This window comes from Saccharibacter floricola DSM 15669, from assembly GCF_000378165.1.
GTDB classification, from domain to species: Bacteria; Pseudomonadota; Alphaproteobacteria; order Acetobacterales; family Acetobacteraceae; genus Saccharibacter; species Saccharibacter floricola.
In genome coordinates, this window is the sequence record NZ_KB899337.1 from 22,294 (window position 1) to 42,813 (window position 20,520).

Below are 20,520 nucleotides of genomic sequence, written 5' to 3' on the forward strand. Positions count from 1 at the left end.
AGAATGATCGATGTGATGCTTGTATGGGGAAACCATCAAGACATTCAGGAGCTTTAGCATCTCTAGCCACTTAGCCAGAAAAACCTTCAAGGGAAGGGAGTGTGTGTGACTGTCACGACAGCCAGAGAAACCTGCGTAACCCGTTTTGTATGTACGGTGTTGATTCCTAATGAATAGTGTTGTCGTCACGGCGCTGCGCCGCCCTTATACCTTTGTCGTCCTGTCTATTATCATCGTTATTTTCGGCGTTCGTGCTATTTTTGGTACGCCGACGGACGTTTTTCCAAGTATTAAAATACCAATTGTTGCAGCTGTCTGGTCTTATACCGGGCTAATGCCTGAAGAAGTCTCAGGAAGGATTGTATATTATTACGAGCGCTCCCTAACGGCGACGGTCAGTAATATTGAGCATATTGAGAGTAATTCGTTTTACGGGCGTGGGGTTGTGAAGATCTTCTTCCAACCGGGAACAGATCCCTCCGTCGCGCAAACGCAGATTACATCTGTGTCTCAAACGGTGATTAAACAGCTGCCAACAGGTGCGACGCCACCGCTTATTATTGCCCTTGATGCCTCATCGGTTCCGGTGCTGACCCTTCAGGTGAATAATCCGAATATGTCGAGTTCGGAAATTTATAACATGGCCTCCAATTTGATTAGGCCTGAGTTAGTTTCCGTTGCTGGCTCGTCCATCCCTAGCCCGTATGGGGGGCTGGCGGCTGATATTATGGTGGATATTGATCCAACCAAATTATTGGCCCATCGCCTTTCTCCTGTTGATGTTGCCACCGCACTGAATAAACAAAATATTGTCTTGCCGGGAGGTGACCAGAAAGTCGGATCCTTTGATCTGATGGTAAGGACAAATTCAGCGCCGTTAGACCTTGATGCGTTTAACCGCATGCCTGTGAAGCAGGTGGGGAACTCTGTCATCTATCTGCGTGACGTTGCATGGGTGCATAAAGGTGGGCCACCGCAAATGAATGCCGTTTTGGTGAAAGGCCATCAGTCGGTGATGATTGTGGTGATGAAAAGCGGTAATGCCTCAACGCTGGATGTTGTCAGTGGTATTAAGAAAATTCTTCCAGATGTAAGGGCAACCCTGCCACAGGGAACAAATATGAGCATCCTGACCGATGCGTCGAGCTTTGTGAAAGAATCGGTCACGGATGTGGTTCGGGAAATGGTGACAGCAGCCGTGCTGACCAGTTTAACGGTGCTCTTGTTCCTAGGGTCGTGGCGTTCGACCGTGATTGTGGCGACATCTATTCCTTTAGCGATGCTGTCCTCATTGATTGGGCTAAGTATCGCGGGACAATCCATCAACGTTATGACCTTGGGTGGCTTGGCGTTGGCTGTGGGTATTTTGGTCGATGATGCGACCGTGATGATTGAAAATATTGATGCCCATCTGCACATGGGTAAAGATCTGGAAACGGCCATTATTGATGCGGCCAATCAGATCGTCATTCCCACCTTTGTCTCAACGACCTGCATTTGTATCGTATGGTTGCCGCTTTTTGAATTAACGGGTGTCGCAGGTTGGCTGTTTATGCCGATGGCAGAGGCAATCATTTTCGCCATGATTGCGTCTTTCATCCTTTCGCGTACGCTCGTGCCTACGATGGCCAACTGGCTTTTGGCAGCTCAGGTGAATGCACAGCGTGATCCAGAGCTTCAAGCGCGTCCGCCAGGATTTTTCACGCGCTTTCAGCGTCGCTTTGAGGAGTATTTTGAACGCTTCCGCACAGCGTATCATGGTGTGCTGAAACAAGTCTTGGCGATCCGCACGTGGTTTGTCGTGCTCTTTTTGGGAGGTGCCGTAGCGTCGTTGTTGCTCCTTCTGTTCGTGGGGCAGGACTTCTTCCCAGAGGTGAAATCAGGCACGTTACAGCTACATATGCGCGCACCTATTGGTACGCGTATTGAAGAAACTGCAAAAATTAACGGTCTGGTTGAAAAAAAATACGCGAGACCTTGCCAGGGCAAGTTGTCAGTGTGGTCAATAATTGTGGCCTGCCTGTTAGCCAGCTCAATCAAGCGATGATTCCATCTCCCACAACAGGTTCGCAGGATTGCGATGTGACGGTGCAGTTGAAAGACGGGGAAAGCCCAATCGCAGAGTATCGCCGCATGGTGCGACATGCGCTGAATGATACCTTTCCCGGAACGGTCTTTACGTTTCAACCGGGCGACCTAACCGCTAAGATTTTGAATTTTGGCCTACCAGCACCGTTGGATGTTCAGGTGGTTGGGCGTAATCTACAAGGCAATTATGCGTTCTCTGTAAAATTGGCGAAGAAGCTTCGGCATATTACAGGCTTGGCAGATATTAATATCCAAGAGCCCATGACGCAGCCAACATTGCTCATTAATGCACGCCGTAGCTTTGCTTTTGGAACGGGTATTACAGAGCGTGATGTGGCCGATAATGCTCTGGTGACCTTATCGGGGAGTGCGCAGGTTGGGCAAACATATTACCTTAATGCGCAAGGCACGTCTCAGCTGATTGATGTGCAAACCCCTGCCACCTATCTGCAAACGCTGAATGACCTTGAGAAAGTGCCTGTCGATAAAGGGGACGGGAACCCTAACGGCCAGACATTGCAGCTTTTAGGAGGGGTTAGTCACTTTACGGAGACAGGAACGCCTGCCGAAGTGTCGCATTATAATATCATGCCCGTTTTCAATATTTATGCCTCAACAGAAGGCGTTGATTTGGGCACGGTATCGCGCGCTATTCAGCATATTGTTGATGAAGAACGCCCTCATCTGCCTCATGGGTCGAGTATGGTTGTGCGTGGGCAGGCTGTCACGATGAATGGGGCTTATGTACAGCTTATTGGTGGGCTCGCCCTGTCGATTGTGCTTGTTTACCTTATTATCGTTGTGAATTTTCAGTCGTGGCTTGATCCATTTGTGATTGTTATGGCGCTTCCCGGAGCGCTAGGCGGCATTGCATGGAGCCTCTTTTTAACGAACACCTCTCTTTCTGTGCCTGCCTTAACGGGGGCTATCATGTGTATGGGGACGGCCACAGCGAATGCGATTTTGGTGGTCGCCTTTGCGCGGGAACGTCTTGATGTGCACGGAGATGCGCTGAAAGCGGCTCTTGAAGCTGGGTATGAACGTATTCGTCCGGTGCTTATGACAGCGCTCGCCATGATTATTGGGATGATCCCCATGTCTATCAGTAATTCGTCTAATGCGTCTTTGGGTAAGGCTGTGATCGGGGGGCTTATTGTTGCCACGATTGCAACATTGCTCTTCGTCCCTTGTGTGTTTGCTCTCATGCATTATCGCCCTAACGCTGCGGGTGCAGCATCCATGCCTAATAAAGGAGACCGCCCATGAGCTCGTCCCCACAGTCATCTCATGGAGGTTCACGCCAGCGCGGGCGCATCATAATGGTGGTGTTGTTGGCTATTATTGTGGCTCTCGTTGCGTGGGGGCTTGTGCAGCGTGGTTTCCACAAGCACGAGGTGCATCAAGAGACAGAGGATGCATCCATTCCCCGTGTTGCGTTGATTACGCCAGAACCGGGGCCTTCGACACGCCAAGTGGATCTCCCAGCAAATTTGGCGGCCTGGTATGAGGCACCCATTTATGCGCAGGTCTCTGGCTATGTGAAAATGTGGTACAAAGATTATGGCGCAAAAGTAAAACGCGGAGATGTGCTCGCAGAAATTAGCACGCCGAGCTTGGATGCGCAGTTTAATGCGGCTAAAGCACATTACGATGTGGTGATGGCGCGCTATCGTTTGGCGCTCATCACGACAAAACGCTGGACAGCTCTTCGCGGGACACAGGCTGTGTCACGACAGGAGGTGGATGTGCAAGCGGCGAATGCGGCCGCGCAAAAAGCGGAGCTTGAAGCGGCTTCTTATGATGTAGAGCGTTATCAAGCGCTTGAGAACTTTAAGAAAATTATTGCCCCTTTTGATGGTATCGTTACCTCGCGTTTGGTCAATGTGGGTGATTACGTTAATCCAGGTGGTGGTAATGTGCGGGCGCGCGGCTCTATTGCGGAGCTTTTCTCAGTTGCAGATGTGCATCGTATGCGCGTGTTTGTGTCTGTCCCGCAGGATTTCGCGAGTGTTATCTCACCGAAAATCACAGCAGACCTAACGGTGCCGCAATATCCTAATCGTAATTTTAAAGCGACGTTCTTAGCGACAGCACGTGCGTTTAACGCAGCAACGCGTACGGTGACGACAGAACTCGTCCTCGATAATGACGAAGAGCTTTTATGGCCGAACTCTTATGCAACGGCTCATATTAAAGCACCGGGAGACCCCGCTATCTTGATCGTGCCGACGAATGCACTGCTTTTCCGTGCGCAGGGGATGCAGCTTGCTAAGGTGGTTAATAACCATGTCCATCTTCAAAATGTGCAGGTGGGGATTAATTACGGCCTGACGAGCCAAGTGCTCAGCGGAATTGATGTGAACGACCAGATTATTGCAAGCCCGACGGCTGATCTCTTAGAGGGCGACGAAGTGCATGTTGTGCCGCAAACGCGCGGGTATAATGATACGGGGAAACCGGCTCATCCACAGCCTGTCATTAAGAACGTAACGTCTGGAGATTTGCGCAAAGCCGCAGCTGTTGATCCAGAGCCTGAAAATGCGCAACCCGATGCAGCGAAGTCTTCACCAGATGCACAGTCAACGCCTGAGAAGGCCCCACCACATGAAGGGGGGCATTAATGGGGAAGCGATTACGTATATTGTCATGGCTTGTGGGGTGTAGCTCTCTTGTTTTGACGTCTTGTGATCTGGCGCCCACGTATCATCCGCCACATTTTATCTATCCCAATGGCTGGGCTGGCCAAGGAATGATGGGGGATGCGCGTCCAGCTGATATGGCAGCTCGCGGTGCTTGGTGGAGTGTTTTGAATGATCCACTCCTTAATCAGCTGGAGCATAAGCTGGAAGAGAGCAATCCCGACTTGCAGGCAGCGGCTGAAGCTTTCACGCAAGAGCGCGATATTGCGCGTGAAACAGAAAGCCGCTTGTACCCACAGGTGGCGGCTTCAGGGCAGATGAGCCGTAACAAGCAATCCCAAGGGCATCTTTTCCGAGGGAAAAGCAGCACGTCTCTCACTTATGAATCGAATGAGGCGTATAGCGGTGCAGCAACTTGGGAGCCGGATTTTTGGGATGCGATACGTAATTCGACGCATATGCAGAAGAATCTCGCCCAGGCAACGGCTGCACAATATGCACTAACGCGGCTAACGCTACAGGCCGAGCTTGCGTCTGACTATGTGGCTCTACGTGGAATTGATGCTCAGCTTGGTGTTTATGAAGACTCTATTCGTTACTTCCGTACGGCTGTTGAGATCACGCGGTTACGACAGGGTGGAGCGATTGGCGCGGGGTTGGATGTTTCTCGTGCAGAGAACCAGCTTTACGCCGCACAGGCGGCTCAAAGCAGTTTGCTTGCACAGCGACAGGTGGAAGAACACGCTATTGCGGTTTTGTTGAATACGGTGCCAGCGGGGTTCCATATTCAACCGATTAATGATTCTCGAATGCATTTTAATGTTGTTGCGATTGATACGGGGATTCCGTCAACGTTGCTCGAGCGGCGTCCTGATATTGCGATGAATGAGCGTGAGGTGGCAGCGTCTGCTCGTGCTATTGGCGTGTCGCGAGCGGCCTTTTTTCCTCACATCGTGATTAGTGCCACAGGTGGTTTTGAAGATAGCGGCTTTGATTTAGCCAGTATTTCAAAAGCCTTTTGGAAAGTGGCGGTGCAAGCGGTCGAACCGGTCTTTACCGGTGGGATGCGGCGGGCAGCATTACAACGTGCATGGTCGCAATACCGCGAACGCGTTGATGATTACCGCTCGACAGTGTTGAGCGCTTTTCAGGATGTTGAAGATGGATTGAGTCAAACACGTCTCTTCCATCAAGAACAGCTCCAGCAGCATCAATCTGTCGCGGCGGCATTGCGGACGCAAAATATGACGATGGCTCTCTATACAGGCGGGTTGACGAATTATCTGGATGCGCTGGTTGCCCAGCAAGATGCTTTGCGTGCTCGGCTAGAAGAAGTACAAGCGCAAATGGCACAGATCCAAGCGACTGTACGCCTTGTGCGTGCCTTAGGGGGCGGGTGGACATCTAGTGCTCTGCCAAAAATCAAAGACATCGATCCAATTGGGCCATTGCAATATCAGGGGTTGCATCATGCGCGCCCAGCAGGAGAGGTGCCAACGGGACAAGAACCTATGGAACAGGATCGGGACTTAACAGGGCAGCATATGGGGGTGTTAAGTGCGCCTTTTCCTAAGTAAAGCTTGACGAATCTGTAGGAACTGGTCTAGGGGGACACCCAAGTCGAACGCGGGAGGGGGCGTCGTGCGTCCTCCGTCCAACCGCGGTTCGGGAACGTAACATAGGGAGTCCCGGATATGGCCAAGAAAATTGTTGGCTACATCAAATTGCAGATTCCGGCAGGTAAGGCGAACCCGTCTCCACCAGTCGGTCCAGCGCTGGGTCAGCGCGGTCTGAACATTATGCAGTTCTGTAAAGAATTTAATGCAAAGACACAGAGCCTTGAGCCAGGGATGCCGATCCCGGTGGTGATCACGGCTTATGCTGACCGTACTTTCACCTTCATCACGAAGACACCGCCCAACACGTTCTTCCTGCTTAAAGCAGCTAAGATCACTAAAGGCAGCCCTGAAGTCGGGAAGAGTGCTTCCGTTGGTTCTGTCACTATTCCGCAGCTGCGTGAAATTGCAGAAACCAAGTTCAAGGATATGAACGCAAACGATATTGATGCTGCTGTTCGTATGCTGATGGGCTCTGCAAAGTCGATCGGCCTTGATGTGGTGGAGGGCTGAGAACATGGCAAAGAATAAACGTCTGACAGCTCTCCGTGCCAAAGTTGACAGCAACAAGCTGTACACGCTGAGCGAAGCCGTGGCTCTGGTGAAGGGCAATGCGGTAGCAAAATTCGATGAAACCATCGAATTCTCTGCTAATCTTGGTGTTGATCCTCGTCATGCTGACCAAATGGTGCGTGGTCTGGTTTCCCTGCCAAACGGCACAGGTAAAACACTCCGCGTAGGTGTGTTTGCTCGTGGGCCAAAGGCTGAAGAAGCTAAGGAAGCGGGTGCTGAGGTCGTCGGTGCTGAAGAGCTGGCTGAAAAAGTGCAGGCTGGTGAGATTGACTTTGATCGCTGCATTGCCACACCTGATATGATGGCTCTTGTTGGTCGTCTCGGTAAGATCCTTGGCCCACGTGGTCTGATGCCAAACCCTCGTTTGGGTACAGTTACCATGGATGTTAAGGGTGCCGTTACGGCTGCGAAGTCCGGTCAGGTTGAGTACCGTGCAGAGCGTGCTGGTATTGTGCATGCTGGCGTTGGTAAGGCTTCCTTCACGGAAGAGCAGCTGACACAGAATGTTTCCGCTCTGCTTGATACGCTGCAAAAAGCACGTCCAGCAGGTGCAAAAGGTACGTACCTCAAGAAAGTATCACTGTCCTCCACAATGGGCGTCGGTGTGCATATTGATGTAACGAGCCTCGAGGGCTAGAATAGCCGTCGTTTAAGAATCGCCACTCTTGCGAGTGGTGTCGGGGTGGTGTATATCACCCCATCCTGTCCAAGAGCGCACGTAATTTCTTGTTTTAAAGCTTAGAAAAGCGCGGGTGTTAGACGGATGAGACCGTAATTGCCCATATCTATGGTGCATGAGCTGGTTTCCTTCCATGGACAGGCGAGCGGGCTTCGTTGTGAAGAGTAATCTTCAGGGCGTTGCCTATGGGTAACTAGGTTTGAGAAATCAAACTGACGAGGAGACAGGTTTTGGACCGTACGGAAAAACGGGCCTTTGTCGAGTTCCTCACAAATGTGTTCGGTAGCGCGTCCACAGTGATCGTCACCCATAATAAGGGTTTGACGGTAGCTGATGTGACAGAGTTGCGCCAGCGCATTCGTGCTGCGGGAGCGACATATAAGGTTGCGAAGAACCGGCTGGTCAGCCGTGCTCTGGATGGGACCCAGTTCGACGGCCTTGAGCCGCTGTTTAAAGGGCCAACTGCCATTTCATGGGCAGATGAGCCAGTTGCAGTTGCCAAGGTGTTGGTCGAGTTCGCCAAGAAGAATGACAAGTTGGTGGTGCTTGGTGGTGCCCTTGGTAATCAGACGCTTAGTGCGGATGAGGTCAAGGGTCTTGCTGAGCTGCCGTCTCTGGACGAGCTACGTGGCCAGCTGGTTGGTATGATCAGTACCCCAGCAACACGTATTGCTGTCGCCAGTCAGGCTCCGGCCGCCCAGCTTGCCCGCGTTCTTGGTGCCTATGCCAGAACCGGCGACAAGGAAGCCGCCTAAGAAACTGGATGTCCCCTATTATGGGGGTATCCCTTAAATGTGCATCATAGAGGAAAATACCATGGCCGATCTGGCGAAACTGGTTGATGAACTATCCGCCCTGAGTGTTCTGGAAGCTGCTGAGCTTTCCAAGATGTTGGAAGAGAAGTGGGGCGTTTCCGCTGCCGCTCCTGCTGCTGTTGCAGCCGCTCCTGCTGCTGGTGGTGGCGAAGCTGCTGTTGAGAAGACCGAATTCGATATCGTTCTGGCAAAGGCTGGCGATAAGAAGATCAACGTGATTAAGGAAATCCGTGGGATCACAGGTCTGGGTCTGAAGGAAGCTAAGGACTTGGTTGAAGGCGCACCTAAGACCGTTAAGGAAGGCGCTACCAAGGAAGAAGCTGACAAGATCAAGAAAGCTCTTGAAGACAACGGCGCAACAGTCGAAGTCAAGTAAGAGACAATCCATCGCAATCTTTCATGTAAGAAGGATTGCTGGAGTGAGTGGGCGGGCACTGCATAGCGGTACCCGCCCCATTTGCCGTTGACAGGAAAAACGCGTATAAAGCGTTTTGTTGGCACGTCAGTAGGTATGGATAAACCAGCCGTTCAAGTCGTCTGACATTTTCTAGGTCCCGGCAGGGGCGAGAGAATGGCAGCTAGGAGGGCGACTCGGAGGTCTGGTGCAGAGGCAGGATAAGATGGACGCGATCACAAAATCGTTCACAGGGCGTAAGAGGATCCGCAAGAGCTTCGGGCGTATTCCCGAAATTGCGCCGATGCCAAATTTAATTGACGTGCAGCGCGCTTCGTACGAAGCTTTTTTGCAGATGAATGTGCGTCCTGACAGCCGCGAGACGGCTGGTCTTCAGGAAGTATTCCGTTCCGTTTTTCCAATTCATGATTTTGCTGGCCGTGGACGGCTGGATTTTCAATATTACGAATTTGAAGAACCGAAATATGACGTCGAAGAATGCATTCAGCGCGGGCTGACATATGCCGCGCCGCTGAAGGTTGTTCTGCGTCTGACAACTTGGGATATTGATGAAGATACGGGTTCTCGCTCGATTCACGATCTGAAGGAACAGCCGGTTTATATGGGTGACATCCCATTGATGACCGATAATGGGACCTTCATCATCAATGGAACCGAGCGCGTTATTGTCTCGCAGATGCATCGTAGCCCGGGTGTCTTCTTCGATCACGATAAAGGAAAAACCCACTCTTCAGGGAAGTATCTCTTCGCTGCTCGGGTGATTCCGTATCGTGGCTCATGGTTGGATTTTGAGTTTGACGCAAAAGACGTCATCCATGTCCGTATTGACCGTAAACGTAAGCTGCCAGTGACAACATTGCTGTATGCTCTTGAGGGGGAGAACTCCATCAAGGCACGTGAAGCAAAGTTGGCTGAAGGGGGCGATGTTGACGTCCTCGAAGTGAGCGGGATGGACGAGGATGAAATCCTCGCGAACTTCTATGGTATTGTGCCGTTTACGCGTGCAGGAACTGAGTGGGCTCGTCCGTTTGATCCGGAAGCATTCCGTGGTCTGAAGCTTCTTAGCCCTCTGGTAGATGCTGACACAGGCGAGATTGTTGCTGAGGCTGAAACAAAGCTGACAGCGCGTGTCGTTCGTAAAATCGCTGAAAAAACCCGTGTTGTGCATGTTGGACGTCTGGATATTCTCGGGCGTTTCATTGCGCATGACTTGGTGAATGAGCAGACGGGTGAGATCTACGCAGAAGCGGGCGAAGAGCTGACGGAAGAACGGCTTGAAGCCCTGGAGAATCTAGGTCTGACAGAGCTGCCTGTTCTCGCTGTTGATGCGACTCATGGGCCGTGGATTCGCAACACATTAGCGGCAGATAAAAACACTTCTCGTGAAGAAGCGCTGATTGATATCTATCGTATCATGCGTCCCGGTGAGCCACCGACCCGTGAGACCGCTGAAGCGATGTTGAATGGTTTGTTCTTTGATCCAGATCGCTATGATCTTTCTGCGGTTGGCCGTGTGAAGATGAATATGCGTCTGGATGTGGATGCACCAGATACGCTGCGTACCTTGCGGAAAGAAGACATTCTTCGGACTGTTAAGATTCTTTGTGACCTCAAAGACGGTCGCGGTCAGGTCGATGATATTGATAACCTTGGGAACCGTCGTGTTCGTTCAGTAGGCGAACTGATGGAGAACCAGTATCGTATTGGTTTGCTCCGTATGGAACGCGCTATTCGCGAACGTATGGGGTCTGTCGATATTGATACAGTCATGCCGCATGATCTGATTAATGCGAAGCCGGCGGCAGCGGCTGTAAGAGAGTTCTTTGGCTCTTCTCAGCTGAGTCAGTTCATGGATCAGACGAACCCACTCTCAGAGGTGACGCATAAACGTCGTCTTTCTGCGTTGGGTCCGGGTGGTTTGACGCGTGAGCGTGCAGGCTTTGAGGTGCGTGACGTTCACCCAACGCACTATGGTCGTATCTGCCCGATTGAGACGCCTGAAGGGCCAAATATTGGTTTGATTAACTCACTGGCTACCTATGCGAAGGTGAACCAGTATGGGTTTATCGAAACGCCTTATCGCTTGGTGAAAGATGGCGTTCTTCAAGATGGTTGGAAATATCTTTCCGCCATGGAAGAAGAAAAGCTGATCGTTGCGCAGGCTGATGCGAAACAGAAGGACAATCAGCTGACTGATGAGCTGGTCGCTGTGCGTCAGACGGGTGACTTCCGCTTGGTGCCGCCGGCACAGGTAACTGCTTGTGACGTATCGCCGAAGCAGCTTGTGTCCGTTGCTGCTGCATTGATTCCGTTCTTGGAAAACGATGACGCGAACCGTGCGCTCATGGGTTCCAACATGCAACGTCAGGCTGTGCCTTTGGTGAAGGCTGATGCACCGTTGGTCGGTACTGGGATGGAAGGGCCTGTGGCTCATGATTCCGGTGCGGCGATTGTGGCGAAGCGTGCAGGTATTGTTGACCAGCTTGATGGGGCACGTATCGTTATTCGTGCCACGGATGAGCAGGGCTCAACACAGGGTGTGGATATTTACCGTTTGCGTAAATATATGCGCTCGAACCAATCCACATGCCTCAACCAGCGTCCATTGGTGAAAGTTGGGGATCGTGTTGCTGCCGGTGATATCATCGCAGACGGCCCATCAACAGAACTGGGTGAGTTGGCCTTGGGTCGTAACGTTCTCGTCGGCTTTATGCCTTGGAACGGGTACAACTTTGAGGATTCAATTCTGATCTCTGAGCGTATCGCACGTGATGACATCTTTACCTCTATTCATATTGAAGAATTTGAGGTGATGGCACGCGATACGAAGCTGGGTCAGGAAGAAATCACACGCGATATTCCTAATGTCGGTGAGGAAGCGCTGCGCAACCTCGATGAAGCCGGTATTGTGTATGTTGGCGCTGAGGTGAATCCAGGCGACATCTTGATCGGTAAAGTGACGCCAAAGGGTGAAAGCCCGATGACGCCAGAAGAAAAACTTCTGCGTGCCATCTTTGGTGAAAAAGCATCCGATGTGCGTGATACGTCTTTGAAGCTGCCACCTGGCACAAGCGGGACGATCGTGGATGTGCGCGTTTTCTCACGTCGTGGCGTGGATAAAGATGAGCGTGCTATGGCCATTGAGCGTTCAGAAATTGAACGTCTGGCGAAAGACCGCGATGACGAGCGTCACATCCAAGAACGTAGCTTCTTCAACCGTCTGAAGGAAAACCTCTTAGGGCAGAAAGCGGCTGCAGGCTTTAAGGGAATTCGCGCTGGTGAAGATATTACGCCAGAGCTTCTTGCTGAGCACCCTAAACGGGCATGGCGTAACATTCCTGTTGAAGACGCCGCTGTCACAGCTGACCTTGAAACGCTTTGCCGTGAATTTGATGAGGCATTGCGTCGCATCAATGGCCGTTTTGATAATAAGGTAGAGAAGCTGCAACGAGGGGATGAACTGCCTCCTGGCGTGATGAAGATGGTTAAAGTCTTCATCGCTGTGAAGCGTAAGCTTCAGCCAGGCGATAAAATGGCTGGTCGTCACGGAAATAAGGGTGTGGTGTCTCGCGTCGTTCCAGTTGAGGATATGCCGTTCCTTGAGAATGGTCAGTCCTTGGATCTGCTTCTGAACCCGCTCGGCGTGCCATCACGTATGAACGTGGGGCAGATTTTGGAAACGCATCTTGGCTGGGCATGTGCCAATATCGGTCAGAGCGTTGCAGCTATTGTTGATGACTATCAGCGCACGGGTGAGCGTCGTCAGGAGCTCCTTGATCGCTTGCATGAGATTTATGGGGATAAGGTCTTTGAAGAAGAGATCGCTCCAATGTCGAATGACGAGCTGATTGAGCTTGCCAATAACCTGCGTAAGGGTATTCCGATCGCAACTCCTGTGTTTGATGGTGCTTCCATCCCTGATATTGAGGAGATGCTGGCAAAGGGTGGTGTTAACACATCCGGTCAGTCTCAGCTTATTGATGGGCGGACGGGTGAGAAGTTCGAGCGTCAAACAACGGTTGGCTACATCTACATGTTGAAGCTTCACCACTTGGTTGATGATAAGATTCACGCTCGTTCCATTGGTCCTTACTCGCTGGTTACCCAGCAGCCGCTGGGTGGTAAGGCTCAATTCGGTGGTCAGCGCTTCGGGGAAATGGAAGTCTGGGCGCTGGAAGCTTACGGTGCGGCCTATACGCTTCAGGAAATGTTGACGGTTAAGTCCGATGACGTGTCTGGGCGAACGAAGGTCTATGAAGCGATCGTACGTGAGCAGGATGATTTTGAAGCGGGTATTCCAGAGAGCTTCAACGTCTTGGTTAAGGAGCTGAAATCGCTTGGTCTGAATGTGGAACTTGAGCAGGGAGCATCGTAAGTCGGTGCTTTCCTCTTTCTCTTCGCGGTTCATTTTTAACGTGCCGGCGGGACGCCGTTCGGCACAGTGGGGTTTCGGCGCATGAACGAACTCATGAAGATTCTGGGTCAATCTGGCCAGTCTGTCAGTTTTGATCAGATTCGGATTCAGCTTGCTTCGAGCGAGCAAATCCGTTCTTGGTCTTATGGTGAGATTAAAAAGCCAGAGACGATTAACTACCGTACGTTCAAGCCAGAGCGTGATGGCTTGTTCTGTGCACGGATTTTTGGTCCTACGAAGGACTATGAGTGTCTGTGCGGTAAATATAAGCGGATGAAGTTTCGCGGTATTGTCTGCGAGAAATGTGGTGTTGAAGTCACCTTGGCTAAGGTGCGTCGTGAGCGCATGGGCCATATTGATCTCGCTGCGCCAGTGGCTCATATCTGGTTCTTGAAGTCATTGCCTAGCCGTATCGCGACGATGCTGGACCTGCCACTTAAGGACGTTGAGCCGGTTCTGTATTTTGAGAAGTTCCTCGTTCTCGATAAAGGCGTGTGCGAATCTGACCAGATTGATTCGTATAAGCATGGCAAACGTCGCGATCAGTATCTTCTTGACGAAGTGCGTTGCGAAGAATTGCTGGATGAATATCCAGATGCAGGTCTTGACGTTGGTATTGGTGCTGAAGCGATCAAGCGCGCGTTGTCGAGCTATGATTGGGGCATTCCCAATGCTCAGGAGCGTGAGCTGAGCAAGGCAGCCCTTGAGCGTGGCGATCCAGATCCGTTCGACTATGACATGGAAGTCATGGAAGGCGATTCAGAGAAGACCATGATGCGCAAGAAGTTGCGCAAGGCGACCTCTGAAGCAGCGCGTAAGAAGCTTGTTAAGCGTCTTAAGATGGTCGAGTCATTCGTTGAGAGCGGTGCACGCCCAGAATGGATGATCATGGATATCGTCCCAGTGGTTCCGCCGGAACTGCGTCCGCTGGTGCCGTTGGATGGTGGACGTTTTGCCACGTCTGATCTGAACGATCTGTATCGTCGCGTTATTAACCGTAACAATCGTCTGAAGCGTCTGATGGAGCTGCGTGCTCCTGATATTATCGTGCGTAACGAAAAGCGCATGCTTCAGGAATCTGTTGATGCTCTGTTTGATAACGGGCGTCGTGGTCGTGCGATCACCGGGGCGAACAAACGTCCGCTGAAATCTCTTTCGGATATGCTGAAAGGGAAGCAGGGGCGTTTCCGTCAGAACCTGCTGGGTAAGCGCGTCGATTATTCTGGGCGTTCCGTGATTGTGGTGGGGCCAGAGCTGAAACTGCATCAGTGCGGTCTGCCTAAAAAGATGGCGTTGGAGCTCTTTAAGCCATTTATTTATTCCAAGTTGGAAAAATATGGCCATGCGACCACCATTAAAGCGGCAAAGCGCATGGTGGAGAAAGAGCGTCCGGAAGTTTGGGACATCCTTGAAGAGGTGATCCGCGAGCATCCGGTTATGCTTAACCGTGCCCCAACCTTGCACCGTCTAGGTATTCAAGCGTTTGAGCCAAGCCTCGTTGAAGGGAAGGCCATTCAGCTTCATCCCCTGGTTTGCACTGCCTTTAATGCCGACTTTGATGGTGACCAGATGGCCGTTCACGTGCCGCTGTCCCTAGAAGCGCAGCTTGAAGCACGTGTGCTGATGATGTCCACGAATAATATTCTGAGCCCGGCCAATGGTAAGCCTATCATCGTGCCGTCACAGGATATCGTCCTTGGGCTATATTATCTCAGCCTTGAAGTGCCAGAATACCGCCTGACACCTGATGAGGCCGTTATTGAAGATGGTAAGGTCGTCAAGGCAGGCCCACCGGCTTATGTGTCTGTTGCAGAAATCGAAGCTGCGATGGCCTCTGGTGCGTTGAAGCTGCATGATAAAATTCGTTTGCGTTTGGAAACAAAAGGTGAGGACGGAAAGCCCGTTCGTCAGCTTCTGTTAACAACGCCAGGGCGCGCCTTGATTGCGCAGATTCTGCCGCGTCATCCGGCGATTCCGTTCAGCTTGGTGAATAAACAGCTGACGAAAAAGCTTGTCTCGGATGTGATTGATACGGTGTATCGTCATTGCGGTCAGAAAGAAGCCGTGATCTTCTGTGATCGCTTAATGTCTTTGGGCTTCCGTCACGCGGCTAGAGCAGGCGTTTCCTTTGGTAAGGATGATATGATCATTCCGAAGGAAAAAGCTGGCTTGGTCGACCGCACGTCGGCTGAAGTGAAAGAGTTTGAGCAGCAATATCAGGAAGGTCTGATCACGGCTGGTGAGCGCTACAACAAGGTGGTTGATGCATGGTCTCGTTGTACCGACGAGGTTCAGGCTGCCATGCTGAAAGAAATTTCTAAGCAGGTTCTGGGCAAACCAACGAACTCTGTTTGGATGATGAGCCATTCCGGGGCTCGTGGGTCACCAGCGCAGATGAAGCAGCTTGCTGGTATGCGTGGTCTGATGGTGAAGCCATCGGGTGAAATTATTGAGCAGCCAATTGTGGCAAACTTTAAAGAAGGTTTGTCGGTTCTTGATTACTTCACCTCAAGCCATGGTGCTCGTAAGGGGCTAGCTGATACGGCGTTGAAGACAGCCAACTCTGGTTACCTCACACGACGTTTGGTTGATGTGGCACAAGATTGCATCATTACCGAGCAGGATTGTGGTACAGAGCGTGGGCTGACAGTACGTGCTGTGATGGACAGTGGTGAAGTTGTTGCATCACTTGCAGAGCGCGCTTTGGGCCGTACTTTGGCGCGGGATGTTTTCCATCCGACCTCGGGTGATCTTGTTTTGGAGCGTAATACACTTCTCTCAGAAGCCGATGTGGAAGTGTTGGAAAGCGCTGGAATCGAAGCCATTGATATTCGCTCGGTTCTCACCTGCGATAGCCAAGCGGGCATCTGCGCGCACTGCTATGGTCGAGATTTGGCACGCGGAACGCCTGTCAATATTGGTGAGGCTGTCGGTGTTATTGCTGCACAGTCTATCGGTGAGCCTGGAACGCAGCTGACGATGCGTACCTTCCATATTGGTGGTGCGGCGACACGTGGTGCTGAGCAGTCGATGGTTGAGGCATACCGTGAAGGTAAAGTGACCATTAAGAATCGTAATGTGGTGGAAAACTCACAAAACGTTCCTGTGGTGATGTCTCGTAACTGTGAAATCCTGATTTCGGATGAAAACGGGGTTGAGCGCGGACGCTATCGTGTTCCATATGGGGCGCGCTTGATGGTGTCCGAAGGCCAAGAAGTCGAGCGCGGCTATAAAATGGCCGAGTGGGACCCATACACCTTGCCGATTATTACCGAGCAGGCGGGTACTGTTGAGTATCTCGACTTGATCGATAGTATCACATTGGTTGAGCGCGTCGATGAAGTGACGGGTCTGACCTCTCGCGTCGTGGTGGACTATAAGCATGCAGCTAAGGGCGTTGATTTGCGTCCACGTTTGCAGCTTAAGGATGCCAATGGTGACGTTGTGCGTCTGGCCAATGGCAATGAAGCACGTTACTTCTTGTCACCTGACAGTATTCTCTCTATTGAGAATGGGGCAGAGGTTCATGCTGGTGACGTGTTAGCACGTATCCCGCGTGAAGGGTCTAAGACACGTGATATTACTGGTGGTTTGCCGCGCGTTGCTGAACTATTTGAAGCACGCCGTCCAAAAGATCATGCGATCATTGCCGAGGGTGATGGCCGTGTTGAGTTTGGGAAAGACTACAAGTCTAAGCGTTCTGTCATTGTGACGAATGATGAGACCGGTGAGAAAACGGATTATCTCATCCCTAAGGGCAAGCATATTTCCGTGCAGGAAGGTGACTTCGTCCAAAAGGGTGATCCGTTGGTTGATGGGCCACGCGTGCCTCATGACATTCTGAAAGTCATGGGTATGGAGGCGCTGTCAGACTATCTGGTGAACGAAATTCAGGATGTTTACCGTCTGCAGGGTGTGAAGATTAACGACAAGCATATTGAAGTGATCGTCCGCCAAATGTTGCAGAAGGTTGAGATTCTAGAACCGGGTGATTCGACTTACTTGATTGGCGAAACGGTCGATCGAGTTGAGTTCGAAGCTGAAAATAGAGAGTTGCTTGCCAGTGGCCGTGAGGCCGCAAAGGGTATGCCGATTCTTCAGGGAATCACGAAGGCATCGCTGCAAACGCAGTCCTTTATTTCAGCTGCTTCCTTCCAAGAGACGACACGTGTCCTGACGGATGCGGCGACTTCTGGGAAGATTGATAAGCTCGGCGGACTGAAGGAGAACGTCATTGTCGGCCGTCTGATCCCTGCTGGGACGGGTGGAACTATGCGGCGTCTCCGGAGTCTTGCTGTGGGGCAAAGCCCAGCTCAGCTGCGTAAAAATGCTGCTGAAGTTGAGGATGCCGCAGAGTGATTTTGGGTGTTGAGTCTCTCTCTTTTAAGGGAGAGACTTGACTCTTGGGGTGAGTCGCCATAGACTTCGCGCCCTAGACAGTTCCCGCTTTTCATAGCGCAGGAATCGTCCCAAGATAAAAAATTGCATCTGGTGCTACTTCCGTTTCATGAGAAAAGAGGTTAAGCCCAGAAGCTGAGAGTTTCGGAAGGAAGTGGAAGAGCTGCTTTCTTTCGTTAATTTGTGCAAGGACAGGCGGTTCAGCCGCGTGTCGGTTTGAACGAATGTCGCGACGGGGGGTTGGCCTCTGTCGGCATATTGGACAAGGATTGGGAAGGGCGCATGCCGACCATCAACCAGTTGATCGCAAAGGGCCGCGAGCCGGCCGCGAAGCGGAACAAGGTTCCTGCTCTGCAGGGATGTCCGCAGAAGCGTGGTGTTTGCACGCGTGTATATACCGTCACACCAAAGAAACCGAATTCCGCCCTTCGTAAGGTTGCCAAAGTGCGTCTGACCAACGGGTATGAGGTGGTGAGCTACATTCCGGGTGAGGGACACAACCTCCAGGAGCATAGTGTTGTGCTTATCCGTGGTGGTCGCGTGAAGGATCTTCCCGGTGTGCGTTATCACATTCTTCGTGGTGTGCTTGATACGCAAGGTATCGCGAAACGTCGTCAGCGCCGTTCGCTGTATGGCGCTAAGCGGCCGAAATAAGGGGTATTTGGAATGAGTCGCCGACATCGCGCTGTTAAGCGTGAGATCCTTCCTGATCCGAAGTTTGGAGATGCTGTCATTACGCGTTTCATGAATGCGTTAATGTATGACGGCAAAAAATCCACTGCTGAACGTATTGTATATGGAGCACTTGAAGTGCTGCGTCAGCGTGGTGGTTCTTCAGCGGATCCAGTTGCTATGTTCCACTCAGCTCTGGATAATGTAAAGCCGGCTGTTGAGGTTCGTTCCCGCCGTGTTGGTGGTGCGACCTATCAGGTGCCGGTTGAGGTTCGTGCAGAGCGTCGTCAAGCTTTGGCTATTCGCTGGCTGATTGATGCTTCGCGTAAGCGTGGTGAAAACACTATGCAGGACCGTCTGTCTAACGAGTTGATGGATGCGATCAACAATCGTGGCTCCGCTGTTAAGAAGCGGGAAGACACGCACCGTATGGCTGAAGCCAATAAGGCATTCAGTCATTATCGCTGGTAAGTTCCAGCAAAGAGGGCTTCCGGTACTGCGGATCTTTTTAAAGAAAGTAGTGCCGGCGTGGAGTTTCAGTCATACCTTTAACTCAAGGTAGGGTTGAGGTTTTGGAGAGAGACGATGGCAAAGGCTAAGTTTGAGCGTAATAAGCCGCATTGCAATATCGGCACCGTTGGTCACGTTGACCATGGTAAGACGACGCTGACAGCTGCAATTACAAAAACACTGGCAGAGACCGGTGGCGCAACCTTCAGTGCTTACGACATGATCGACAAGGCACCTGAGGAGCGCGCTCGCGGGATTACCATTTCAACAGCTCACGTTGAGTATGAGACGGAAAAGCGTCACTATGCTCACGTGGACTGCCCAGGACATGCTGACTATGTGAAGAACATGATCACTGGTGCAGCGCAGATGGATGGTGCTATTCTGGTGGTTTCCGCTGCTGATGGTCCAATGCCACAGACGCGTGAGCACATCCTGCTTGCACGTCAGGTTGGTGTGCCAGCTCTGGTGGTTTTCCTGAACAAGGTTGATCAGGTTGACGATCCTGAGCTTCTGGAGTTGGTGGAAATGGAAGTGCGTGAGCTTCTGTCTTCCTACGACTTCCCTGGCGATGATATCCCCATCGTCAAGGGTTCTGCGTTGGCTGCTCTTGAAGACAGCAACAAGGAGCAGGGTCAGGAAGCTATCATGAAGCTGATGGATGCTGTTGACGACTATATTCCTCAGCCAGAGCGTCCGATTGACCGTCCGTTCCTGATGCCAATCGAAGATGTGTTCTCCATCTCCGGTCGTGGTACGGTTGTGACAGGTCGTGTTGAGCGCGGTGCTGTAAACGTTGGTGACGAAGTTGAGATTGTTGGTCTGGTTGACACAATCAAGACGACCGTCACAGGCGTGGAAATGTTCCGTAAGCTTCTTGATCGCGGTGAAGCTGGTGATAACATCGGTGCACTTCTGCGTGGTGTGAAGCGTGAAGATGTGCAGCGCGGTCAGGTTCTGGCAAAGCCAGGCAGCATTACGCCACACAGCAAGTTTAAAGCGGAAGCTTACGTGCTGACGAAGGAAGAAGGCGGTCGTCATACCCCATTCTTCACGAACTATCGTCCGCAGTTCTACTTCCGTACGACAGACGTGACCGGTGTCGTGACTCTCCCAGAGGGTACAGAGATGGTCATGCCTGGCGATAACGTTACCATGGACGTCGAGCTGATTGCTCCGATTGCTATGGATGAAGGTCTTCGCTTCGCTATTCGCGAAGGTGGCCGTACAGTGGGTGCAGGTGTTGTGGCAGGTATTTCTGCCTAAACTCCTCTGACGCTTTGAATGTGAACCCCGGTCGAAATTTATTTTCGGCCGGGGTTCCATTTCGAGTGGAATAGCAGTAGGACTGCACTCGGATTATTAAGTTGGATGAATTAAGATCATGGACGACCAAAACATCCGCATTCGCCTAAAGGCGTACGATCATCGTGTGCTTGATAATAGCACAAAAGAGATCGTCAATACGGCGAAGCGTACGGGTGCTCGGGTTCGGGGTCCTATCCCGCTGCCGACGCACATCGCACGGTTTACTGTGAACCGTTCACCGCATGTGGATAAGAAAAGCCGCGAGCAGTTCGAAATGAGAACTCATCGCCGCCTGCTCGACATTGTTGAGCCGACCCCGCAGACCGTGGACGCCCTCATGAAGCTCGACCTCGCCGCTGGCGTTGATGTCGAGATTAAACTCTAAGGTCCAGA

The 20,520-nt window shown here is 51.6% G+C and carries 12 protein-coding genes and 1 pseudogene; all 13 read left to right on the forward strand.

Annotated features, from left to right (window positions below):
* Window positions 1–169 precede the first annotated feature (169 nt).
* The 13 genes and pseudogenes from F457_RS12290 to rpsJ all read left to right on the forward strand — a co-directional run bounded on the left by F457_RS12290 (window position 170) and on the right by rpsJ (window position 20,512).
* Window positions 170–3,354 (forward strand): annotated as a pseudogene (locus F457_RS12290) (efflux RND transporter permease subunit).
* Window positions 3,351–4,709 carry an efflux RND transporter periplasmic adaptor subunit gene (locus tag F457_RS0105670; RefSeq protein WP_018980168.1) on the forward strand — a complete coding sequence of 453 codons (1,359 nt, stop codon included), beginning with the start codon at window positions 3,351–3,353 and terminating at the stop codon, window positions 4,707–4,709. Before F457_RS12290 ends, F457_RS0105670 begins: the two are co-directional and overlap by 4 nt.
* The gene (locus F457_RS12295; protein WP_018980169.1) at window positions 4,709–6,304 is read left to right on the forward strand and encodes an efflux transporter outer membrane subunit; all 1,596 of its coding nucleotides are present in this window, start codon (window positions 4,709–4,711) and stop codon (window positions 6,302–6,304) included. Before F457_RS0105670 ends, F457_RS12295 begins: the two co-directional genes overlap by 1 nt.
* Window positions 6,305–6,421: 117 nt before the next feature.
* Window positions 6,422–6,856 (forward strand): 50S ribosomal protein L11, encoded by a 435-nt coding sequence (gene rplK, locus F457_RS0105680; protein WP_018980170.1) that lies wholly within the window; start codon window positions 6,422–6,424, stop codon window positions 6,854–6,856.
* A 4-nt stretch (window positions 6,857–6,860) separates the two neighbouring features.
* Window positions 6,861–7,553, forward strand: a complete 693-nt coding sequence (gene rplA / locus F457_RS0105685) for a 50S ribosomal protein L1 (protein ID WP_018980171.1) — start codon at window positions 6,861–6,863, stop codon at window positions 7,551–7,553.
* Between the two features lie 272 nt (window positions 7,554–7,825).
* A complete protein-coding gene (gene rplJ, locus F457_RS0105690) occupies window positions 7,826–8,350 on the forward strand; it encodes a 50S ribosomal protein L10 (RefSeq protein WP_018980172.1) in 525 nt (174 codons plus the stop codon).
* 61 nt (window positions 8,351–8,411) lie between these two features.
* Entirely contained in the window at window positions 8,412–8,786 is a 375-nt protein-coding gene (gene rplL / locus F457_RS0105695; protein WP_018980173.1) for a 50S ribosomal protein L7/L12, read from the forward strand.
* A 244-nt stretch (window positions 8,787–9,030) separates the two neighbouring features.
* Window positions 9,031–13,200, forward strand: coding sequence for a DNA-directed RNA polymerase subunit beta (gene rpoB, locus F457_RS0105700; RefSeq protein ID WP_018980174.1), 4,170 nt, complete (start codon window positions 9,031–9,033; stop codon window positions 13,198–13,200).
* Between the two features lie 81 nt (window positions 13,201–13,281).
* On the forward strand, window positions 13,282–17,598 hold the full coding sequence (rpoC, locus tag F457_RS0105705; protein ID WP_026294234.1) for a DNA-directed RNA polymerase subunit beta': 4,317 nt from the start codon (window positions 13,282–13,284) through the stop codon (window positions 17,596–17,598).
* A 321-nt stretch (window positions 17,599–17,919) separates the two neighbouring features.
* Complete coding sequence (gene rpsL, locus F457_RS0105710) at window positions 17,920–18,291, forward strand: 30S ribosomal protein S12 (RefSeq protein ID WP_023979007.1); 372 nt, start codon at window positions 17,920–17,922, stop codon at window positions 18,289–18,291.
* Window positions 18,292–18,303: 12 nt separating this feature from the next.
* Window positions 18,304–18,780: a 30S ribosomal protein S7 gene (rpsG, locus tag F457_RS0105715; RefSeq protein ID WP_018980177.1), complete on the forward strand. Its 477-nt coding sequence runs from the start codon at window positions 18,304–18,306 to the stop codon at window positions 18,778–18,780.
* Window positions 18,781–18,894: 114 nt separating this feature from the next.
* Window positions 18,895–20,085 carry an elongation factor Tu gene (gene tuf, locus F457_RS0105720; protein WP_018980178.1) on the forward strand — a complete coding sequence of 397 codons (1,191 nt, stop codon included), beginning with the start codon at window positions 18,895–18,897 and terminating at the stop codon, window positions 20,083–20,085.
* 118 nt (window positions 20,086–20,203) lie between these two features.
* The gene (gene rpsJ, locus F457_RS0105725; RefSeq protein ID WP_018980179.1) at window positions 20,204–20,512 is read left to right on the forward strand and encodes a 30S ribosomal protein S10; all 309 of its coding nucleotides are present in this window, start codon (window positions 20,204–20,206) and stop codon (window positions 20,510–20,512) included.
* Window positions 20,513–20,520: the final 8 nt, after the last annotated feature.

What these genes read in the sequence shown, in the direction of transcription:
- F457_RS12295 (WP_018980169.1), top strand. Translation starts at nt 4,709, where the DNA reads ATGGGGAAGCGATTACGTATATTGTCATGGCTTGTGGGGTGTAGCTCT.
- rpsL (WP_023979007.1), top strand. Translation starts at nt 17,920, where the DNA reads ATGCCGACCATCAACCAGTTGATCGCAAAGGGCCGCGAGCCGGCCGCG.
- rplL (WP_018980173.1), top strand. Translation starts at nt 8,412, where the DNA reads ATGGCCGATCTGGCGAAACTGGTTGATGAACTATCCGCCCTGAGTGTT.
- rpoB (WP_018980174.1), top strand. Translation starts at nt 9,031, where the DNA reads ATGGACGCGATCACAAAATCGTTCACAGGGCGTAAGAGGATCCGCAAG.
- F457_RS0105670 (WP_018980168.1), top strand. Translation starts at nt 3,351, where the DNA reads ATGAGCTCGTCCCCACAGTCATCTCATGGAGGTTCACGCCAGCGCGGG.
- rpsG (WP_018980177.1), top strand. Translation starts at nt 18,304, where the DNA reads ATGAGTCGCCGACATCGCGCTGTTAAGCGTGAGATCCTTCCTGATCCG.
- tuf (WP_018980178.1), top strand. Translation starts at nt 18,895, where the DNA reads ATGGCAAAGGCTAAGTTTGAGCGTAATAAGCCGCATTGCAATATCGGC.
- rpoC (WP_026294234.1), top strand. Translation starts at nt 13,282, where the DNA reads ATGAACGAACTCATGAAGATTCTGGGTCAATCTGGCCAGTCTGTCAGT.
- rplA (WP_018980171.1), top strand. Translation starts at nt 6,861, where the DNA reads ATGGCAAAGAATAAACGTCTGACAGCTCTCCGTGCCAAAGTTGACAGC.
- rplK (WP_018980170.1), top strand. Translation starts at nt 6,422, where the DNA reads ATGGCCAAGAAAATTGTTGGCTACATCAAATTGCAGATTCCGGCAGGT.
- rpsJ (WP_018980179.1), top strand. Translation starts at nt 20,204, where the DNA reads ATGGACGACCAAAACATCCGCATTCGCCTAAAGGCGTACGATCATCGT.